Source organism: Actinocrinis sp. (assembly GCF_035946395.1).
In the GTDB taxonomy this organism is placed as follows: Bacteria; Actinomycetota; Actinomycetes; order Streptomycetales; family Catenulisporaceae; genus Actinocrinis.
Window position 1 is genome coordinate 1 of the sequence record NZ_DASYZI010000399.1, and the last position, 7,838, is coordinate 7,838.

Genomic DNA, 7,838 nt, shown 5'->3' on the forward strand with positions numbered 1-7,838 from the left:
GAGCCATTGGCCCATTTGGACGATGGCTTCCACGCGTGCTTTGCGGGCGGCGATGGCGAAGATGACCGTGCTGTCCAGGGCGTGGGGGTCGAAGATGGGGTGGAAGTAGATGCGGTTGATGCCGGTCATGACGTCCTGGACTTGCTGGTAGTCCATCATGTTGGCGATCACGACCTGTGCGCCGCGTTCCCGCAGGTGGTTGCTGCGCTGGTCCTCGCGGTGGACCAGGGCGCGGGTCGCGATGCCCTGCTCCAGCAGTTGCAGGGCGACCGCGTTGCCGATCTTCCCCCCGGCGCAGGTGACCAGTACGCGAGTGTCAGCCATCAGCTTTCATCCTTCCCCGTCAGGCAGTGACTCGATGAGAAGCCGACACGAGGCCGCTCTCACGGGCAGAGTCCGCCCTGTCGATCTTCACTGAAGGAGCGTTCTTTATTATCGACAAGAGTCGAATATTTGATCATTCAGCTCCTGGAACCTACGGCGCGCACCTCGCGTGTCACATTGCCCGAACTCGCCAGGGCGGTGCACCAAGAGCAAATAACATGGTCAGACCGCAATGGTGGGTAGTCGACCAGCGGCCCTCATCGTTCCACCCGGATTGTTCGGATGCCTTCTTCGTCAGTGCCCTGTTTAGCAAACTGTAGGTCACGTCCGCTGCGATGGTGTAGGGCCACCGGTTGATTCCGTCACCGGTGGTTTATGCGTTGAGGGTGTCAGGGCTGGCTGCGGGCCGATTTTCCTCGATCGTGTGAGCGAGTGCGGCGGCGCGGCAGTTGGCCAGGACCTCGATACCCATATACCAGCGTGCTTCGGTCCACTCGTCGGAACGGTCGGCGAGCACCGCGCCGACCAGGCACGGGATCGCGTCGCGGCCAGGCGAAGATCCCGATGTTGCTGTACGGGTGCGGGCCACGGTCTTGCGCATCTCAGCGTTCTGTGTAATCCTCAACAGGCTGTAGAGCAAAATAGTTGCCGGTTTATATTCGGGCCGGTTCCCTTGTTGCAGGTGTGAGTGTAAGCCCCCCGGTGGAGGTCACATCAGTGTTCGACGTCAGCCGGCCCGCCGCGTAGCGCCGCTGGAGCCTTCTTCATCCCTGATCGGTAAGGTCCGCGCCGGGGACGTTCCGGCACCGCAGTCGGCCCGCAGTCAGCCCCGGCGCCGCTCACCGCATGAGCTAACGACCAGAGATAAATCAGCTGCCTTACATCATTACGGTGGACGTGACTGACAGTTTTATTGATCAGAGCACTGACGAAGAACACATCTGAATGATCCGCTGGGATGGTGAGAACCCGGTGGTCGACAACCCACCATTCCATTCTGGCCAGGTTACTTGCTCCCGTCGTAGCTCTGGAGGAGTCCGCCCGTGAAGCCAGTACCGACCGCAGCGTCGAGCCGTTACGATCTGTGCATCGTCGGCGCAGGCATGGCCGGCGCCAACGCGATGTACAGCGCCAGTCGGTACCTGCCGGCAGGAGCCCGGGTTCTGCTACTGGACAAGCATCAGCGGCCGGGCGGGATGTGGAACGATGTTTATCCCCATGTCCGTCTGCACCAGCCACACCGGATGTTCACGCCCGGCAACCTGCGATGGAAGCTGGACAAGCCGCCGGAGCACCTCGCCACCCGCGATGAAGTCCTGACCCACCTGGGCCACTGCTTCGACACGGCCCGCAAGCGTCTCGACATCGACGTCCGGTGGGGCTGGACGTTCGAGTCCCACGTCGAGGACGCCGCGACAGTGTCCATCACCGCGGCCGACCCCGACGGCGCCACCCACACGTTCACCGCCGAACGGCTCATCGACGCCCGCGGCTACGACTTCGAGATCAACACCCCGCTCAAGGTCTCCAGCACACAGGTGCGCTCGATAGCGCCGCAGCATCTGGCCGACGCGGGCCTCCTGAGTGACGGGGACGCAACTGCGGTCTGGGTGATCGGCGGCGGCAAGACCGCGGTGGACACCGCAAACGCGCTGCTGGAAGCCAAGCCCCAACGCTTCGTGGGAATGATCGCCGGCACGGGCACGCATTTCTTCAATCGCGACCAACTCTTTCCAACCGGATCCAGCCGCTGGACGTCCGGCACCCGATTCCTCGCCTACATCACCGAAATCGCACGGCACTTCGACGGCACAAACACCGACGCGGTCACCCAGTGGACTCGAACCCAAGGGAACATCTCGTTGGTGGAACCCGCACCACACACCATTTATGGATTTCTCTCGCCGGCAGAAGCGGCGAGCGTCCGAGCCGGACTTAGCGAACTGATAAGCGACCACGTCCTGGACATCGTCGACGACCCGTTCGGTCCCGCCATGGTTCTGCGCAGCGGCAAACGACAGCCGATCGACGCCGGCAGTTGGGTGGTGAACTGTAGCGGCCACTTCGCGCCCCGCGACACCGTACACACGCCGTACATATCGCGCACCGGCCGCGTACTGTCAATCAACCCGACGTCGATGGTGTTGTTCCCGCTGAGCACCTTGTCGGCTTACTTCCTACCCCACTTGTTCTTCCTGGACCGCCTCGTCGACGCACCGCTGTATGAACTGGACTTCTACGGTCTGCGCCGCGCTGCGCCGGAGGCTCTCACCGCCGTCGCGGCCACGCTGATCATGCACAACCTCAGCGTCATGTTCGACCGGGTTCCCGTAAGAGTCTTCCAACAGAACGGCCTCGACCTCGACCGCTGGTATCCCGCGCCGCGACGTCTTGCGGGACAAATCCAGTTCATGCGCACCCGCAAACGGGACCAGCGGCACCACCAGCAGGCGCTGGATACGTTCAGCCGCGCCACCGGCGTCCGATGCGCTCCGCTAAATTGAATACGGACAAACAGGGTAATTCAAGTCTCGCGCAACGTCGCCGTTTGACTGTCAGGCCCATCGCTTTGCGGATGCCTCATCCAGATGGATCACCGCGAAACTGACGAGCCGTCAGCCGAACACGGTATCGCGAGTTCAAGCTTCAGTAGGCAATTTGGAGGGAGTCGGCGTAACAGTCTCTCGGGCACGATGAGTAAGCACGCTTGAGTACCGCAGTACCCTGCGGTGCGGCGACACTCAAGCGATCCGACCAGATAGCACCTGCACCCGTGCCCACCACCGCCATCTCGTGCCTGACACTCCTGCCTCGCACTTCACCGTGGAGAATTCCATGTCTCACGTCGGTCTGCTTACCCCCGCATACACCGGGCACGTTCGCCCGATGATCACACTCGGTCGTGAGTTGCAGCGCCGCGGGCACCGAGCATCGGTGATTTCGACTCCTGATGCCGAGGAGGAGGTGCTCGCCAACGAGCTCGAATTCATCACCGTGGGCGCCCGCGAATTCCCGATCGGCTCCCTGGAGAAGTTCACCGACGAGCAGGGGAAGCTCAACGGGCTTCGCGCAATGCGTTACATCATCCGCGACCTGGCGCAGCAGGCGACCGTGCACGGCAACGAGTTGCCGGACGCCGTGCGGAAGAGCGGCGTGGACGCCATGGTCGTCGACCAACTCGTCGTGCTCGGAGCCGGGGTCGCCGAGCTGCTCGACATTCCGTTCGTCAGCCTGTGCAGCCTGCTGCCGATGAACTCTGACCAGGGCGTGCCCCCATGGACGATGTTCTGGCCCTACAAGGACTCGACCCCGGCGCGGGTGCGCAACAAGATCGCCTACCAGATCAGGTACAGGGTTGAGAATCCGATCACAAAGAACGTTTACCGCGCGCGGGCCGAATGGGGCCTGAAGCCGATCCCCACCGACGAGACCTTCTCCAAGCTCGCGCAGATCGCCCAGGTTCCGGCGTCGTTCGACTTCCCGCGCAAGTTCTCGCCGCAGTGCCTTCACCACACCGGTCCGCTGCACGACGAGCAGCAGGGCTCCGAGCCGATCCCGTTCCCCTGGGAGCGGCTGGACGGACGTCCGCTGATCTACGCGTCGATGGGCACGCTACAGAACCGGCAGGAGTCAGTCTTCCGCACCATCGCCGAGGCCTGCGTCGGTCTGGACGTGCAGCTGGTGATCACTCTCGGGCACAAGGGCGCGCGGATCCCCGCTGATTTCCCCGGAGACCCGGTCATCGTGGACTACGCGCCACAACTGGACCTGCTCAAGCGCGCGACACTGTACATCGGCCCCGGCGGGATGAATACCCTGATGGACTCGATGGCGCACGGCGTGCCGATGGTGCTGGTGCCGGTCACCTTCGACAATCCCGGTGTCGCGGCGCGTGCGAAGTACCACGGCGTGGCCGAGTTCGTGCCGGTCACCAAGATCAACCCCCGACGGCTGCGCGCGGCGATCCAGACGGTGCTCTCGAACCCGTCGTACCGTGAGAACGCCCAGCACTACCAGGATACGATCAAGAACATGGACTCGGTCGGCCGCGCCGCCGACATCGTCGAAGAGGCCTTCCGTACCCGTCAGCCCGTACTCAACACGGTCAACGGAGCCCTCGCCTAGTCAGCGAGCTGATGATCTACATGGCCTGCGCACAGGCAGGCGGCGGCGTGCATTCGCGTGCGCGAGGGGTTCCGCCTTGATCGTGGCGAAGAAGGATTCCTCGACGGCGCCGTCGAGGCACGATCCGGTGCGACCGGTGTTCCCGCGGATGTCCATGCGCCGCAGCGCGTTGCGGTGGGCCTTCGGGTGGTACTGGCTGGGTTCAAATCGGTCGTGGCAATATCCGGTGTCTGATGCCGACAGCAGCTGCTCGTTGAGTGCTTCGGCAGGAGTCTTCCATCCGAGTGTCATGCGCGGCCGGCCGTTGAGTGTGTTGGCGACGGCTTCGATCTCACGGACAGGCACTATGCGGTGGAACGCGACGCGGGAAGCTCGTGCAGCTGGTCCGGCGCGATCGCGGGAGTCGTGCTCAGCGGCCCCGGGGAGCGAAAGCCGGTCAGATGGATGTCGAGGTAGCGCTGCCAGGCGTCCGGGGCAACGTCCCCGCATGCCTCGATCAGGCCCCGCATGCTCCACACCAGGGCCATCACGTCGCCCGGACGCACCTGCGCGGAGATGGTGCCCGCGCGGTGGGCGTTGTCCAGCAGCTTGCCGAGCTGCGCGCGCACCTGCGTGGAACTGCACTTCGCGCGTGTCTCGCGCGGCAGCAGCAGGCCGGCCCACCGCCGGTGTTCCGCGAGTGAGCGGCCGATCGCGCGCAGGAACGTCTCCAGGCCGCTGCCGTCGTCCTGCTCCAGCGCCCGCTCGCCGACCTCGATCAGTTCCGCGGAGACCAGCGAGACCAACTCCTCGATCAGCGAGTCCTTACTCGGGAAGCGCCGGTACACGGTGCCCACCCCGACTCCCGCGCGCGCCGCGATCTGCTCCATGCCCGCTTCGGCTCCCAGTTCCCCGAGCAGCTCGCGCGCCGCGTCGAGGACCCGCTGGTGGTTGCGCGCGGCATCGCGCCGCGGACGACGAGCCTGGGCGGCGATGGCGCCGGTACCACCGGCGAGGTTGGCGGTACCGGTGGCCGCTGCGACGGTGACTGTAGCTGCGGCTGTGGCGCTGGCTGTGGTCATACGGCGCCGTCCCTTCCTGTGGTACGCACGGTGAGTACCGTTGCTACACCGCGTTGCGGCGGAGGTTACTCGCTCTTGTCGCCGACGACGGTGCCGCCGGCCAGGACGGCGAGTTCGGCGTGCTCGGGCTCCTCGTCACTAGGGCGGCGCCCGCGCAGGGCGGAGGGGATCAGCAGCCCGGCGAGGGCGGCCAGCACCAGGCAGCCGGCGAGCATCGCGAAGCCGATGGTGTAGCCGGACTCCTTCGGCAGCCCGGAAGCGCCGAGCTGCGCGGTGACGATGCTCGCCATCAGCGCCGAGCCGATACTGCCGCCGATGGTGCGGATGTTGGCGTTCATGCCGCTGGCCACGCCGGTCTGCTCGACCGGCACCACCTCCACGATCAGGGCCGACATCGCCGAGAACGCCAGGCCGAAGCCCACGCCCATGATCGCCGTGGACAGGTACAGTTCCCACTTCTGGTCGTGCGCGAACGCCAGGATCGCCATCGAGACCACGCCGATGAGGCTGCCGGCCACGATCAGGGCCTTGCCACCCAGCCGCCGCGCGAGCCGCCCCGCGACCATGCCGACCGGGAACATCGTGATGCTGGAGGGCAGCAGCAGCAACCCGGACTGGGTGATGCTGGCCCCGAAGCCGTAGCCCGCGACCCTCGGGGTCTGCACGAACTCCGGCAGGAACGCGAAGGTCGCGTACATCCCGATGCCGATCAGCAGGGCCACTAGGTTCGTGGTCCACACTGCGGGCTGTCGCATCATCCGCATGTCGATCAGCGGGGTCCCCGCCCGGTTCTCGGCCATGATCCAGGCGGCGGCCAGCAACACCGAGGCGACCAGCAGGCCGATCACCCGGCCGGAGCCCCAGCCCCATTCCGTGGCCTCGCTCAGCGGCACCAGCAGCGCCACCAGCCAAGCCGACAGCAGCAGCGCCGGGGTCCAGCTGAGCCGGCCCGGCGTGCGTATCGGGGACTCGGGCACGAAGACGACGGCCGCGGCCACCGCGGCGAGGGTCAGGATCATCGGCAGCCAGAACAGCCAGGGATAGCCGAGCGAGTCCACGATCGGCCCGGCCAGCACGATCCCCAGCCCGCCGCCGATCGCGGCCAGTGAGGCGATCACGCCGACCGCCCCGGCCACCTTCTCGCGCGGGAACTCGTCGCGGATGATGCCGAAGGCCAGCGGCAGCACGCCGCCGCCGATGCCCTGGATCACCCGGGCCGCGATCATCAGGCCGATGCTGGTGGCGACGGCGGCCAGCAGCGAGCCGAGCGCGAGCGCCGCCAGCGTCGCCACGAACATCCGCTTCTTGCCCCACATGTCGCCGATCCGCCCCATGATCGGGGTGAAGACCGAGGCGGAGAGCAGATAGCCGGTCAGCGCCCACGTCGCAGTGCTCTGCGTCGTGTGCAGCTGCTCCTGGACCGTCGTGAGCACCGGGACGACCAGCGACTGCAACAGGGCGTAGGCCGCCACGGCGGCGGCGAGCACCGTGAAGGTGACCTGGTAGTGGGAACGTGCGCCGACAGCTGGCACTGGTCGACCTCCGAGAAGCGGAACCTGGATTCCGGCGGAGCCTAGCACAACCGGAATCCCGATTCCGTTGTCTCCGCTGTGCGCCGCCGTGCGCCCTGTCCTTGCCGAGGACGTCATCCGCGCAGGTCGGGCGGCATCTTCGTATTCGTACAGGGTGCTGTCGAAGCGGTCGTCTTCGGACAACGGGTCGGGCAGTCCGGTCGGGCAATCCGACGCGAGAGCGACACAGCCTTGCTCGACCTGGAGACCGATGCCGGTCTCCTCGCGTCCGGCTGCGCAGTCGTCATGCCGCTACACGGCATCGAGGCCGTCGGCGACACATCCGCTGCCGACTATGTCGGCAATCTGATATCTGTCGACGACGAATGAACGGCTCTTACAGGGCGGGTCGCCTACGCCGGCTTCCCGAACGGTTGGCTGGCGGGATCGAGCGATGCGATCACTGATCACTCACCCGCTCGAACGAGCCGGCGTCAGGAGGCGTTTGAGCTGTGGGGCCGGATCAGGGCACAGCGCCCCCGGCCCCACAACTCGAACACCCCTAGTTGACGCAGGGGATGCCGCCGGCCTGTACCGCCTTGCCCTGGAACGGGATGTTGGGAGTCGCGCCGGTCGAAGTGGTGGACCCTGATGCCCGAGAGTTCGACGAGCCTGCGCCCGTGCCGGATCCGCTGCCGGACCCGGTGCCTGCGGGCGGGGTGAATCCGGCGCCGAGGTAGATGTGGATGTGACCGGCGGGTACGGACGAGTCCGCGACGGCGGTGGCGCCCAGGCTGGCGGCGATCTGCTGCGCGGC

General features: G+C 66.0%; 7 protein-coding genes and 2 pseudogenes. 3 read left to right on the forward strand and 6 right to left on the reverse strand.

Features of this window, described 5'->3' with window-relative positions; translation table 11 throughout:
- A partial coding sequence (locus VGS97_RS24810; RefSeq protein ID WP_326856055.1) for an NAD(P)H-binding protein occupies nt 1–324 on the reverse strand: 324 nt, incomplete at its 3' end.
- A gap of 373 nt (nt 325–697) precedes the next feature.
- A complete protein-coding gene (locus tag VGS97_RS24815; protein WP_326856062.1) occupies nt 698–925 on the reverse strand; it encodes a hypothetical protein in 228 nt (75 codons plus the stop codon).
- 442 nt (nt 926–1,367) lie between these two features.
- Between VGS97_RS24815 and VGS97_RS24820 the strand changes: the two genes are divergently transcribed.
- Nucleotides 1,368–2,828: an NAD(P)-binding protein gene (locus VGS97_RS24820; protein ID WP_326856056.1), complete on the forward strand. Its 1,461-nt coding sequence runs from the start codon at nt 1,368–1,370 to the stop codon at nt 2,826–2,828.
- A 331-nt stretch (nt 2,829–3,159) separates the two neighbouring features.
- Nucleotides 3,160–4,449, forward strand: a complete 1,290-nt coding sequence (locus VGS97_RS24825; protein ID WP_326856057.1) for a glycosyltransferase — start codon at nt 3,160–3,162, stop codon at nt 4,447–4,449.
- Nucleotides 4,450–4,671: 222 nt separating this feature from the next.
- Here VGS97_RS24825 and VGS97_RS29910 read toward each other — a convergent pair.
- From VGS97_RS29910 to VGS97_RS24840, 3 genes and pseudogenes are all read right to left on the reverse strand, one after another.
- A pseudogene (locus VGS97_RS29910) lies at nt 4,672–4,782 on the reverse strand (IS30 family transposase); the annotation flags it as partial.
- An 11-nt stretch (nt 4,783–4,793) separates the two neighbouring features.
- Nucleotides 4,794–5,510 (reverse strand): helix-turn-helix domain-containing protein, encoded by a 717-nt coding sequence (locus VGS97_RS24835; RefSeq protein ID WP_326856058.1) that lies wholly within the window; start codon nt 5,508–5,510, stop codon nt 4,794–4,796.
- A 65-nt stretch (nt 5,511–5,575) separates the two neighbouring features.
- The gene (locus VGS97_RS24840) at nt 5,576–7,042 is read right to left on the reverse strand and encodes an MFS transporter (RefSeq protein ID WP_326856059.1); all 1,467 of its coding nucleotides are present in this window, start codon (nt 7,040–7,042) and stop codon (nt 5,576–5,578) included.
- A gap of 231 nt (nt 7,043–7,273) precedes the next feature.
- Here VGS97_RS24840 and VGS97_RS24845 point away from each other — a divergent pair, with 231 nt between their 5' ends.
- Nucleotides 7,274–7,411: a hypothetical protein gene (locus VGS97_RS24845; protein ID WP_326856060.1), complete on the forward strand. Its 138-nt coding sequence runs from the start codon at nt 7,274–7,276 to the stop codon at nt 7,409–7,411.
- Between the two features lie 172 nt (nt 7,412–7,583).
- Here the strand turns inward: VGS97_RS24845 and VGS97_RS24850 are convergent.
- Nucleotides 7,584–7,838 (reverse strand): annotated as a pseudogene (locus VGS97_RS24850) (LytR family transcriptional regulator); the annotation flags it as partial.

Excerpts from the sequence above, each read along its gene's own strand:
- VGS97_RS24815 (WP_326856062.1), bottom strand. The coding sequence starts at position 925 with ATGCGCAAGACCGTGGCCCGCACCCGTACAGCAACATCGGGATCTTCG.
- VGS97_RS24825 (WP_326856057.1), top strand. The coding sequence starts at position 3,160 with ATGTCTCACGTCGGTCTGCTTACCCCCGCATACACCGGGCACGTTCGC.
- VGS97_RS24835 (WP_326856058.1), bottom strand. The coding sequence starts at position 5,510 with ATGACCACAGCCAGCGCCACAGCCGCAGCTACAGTCACCGTCGCAGCG.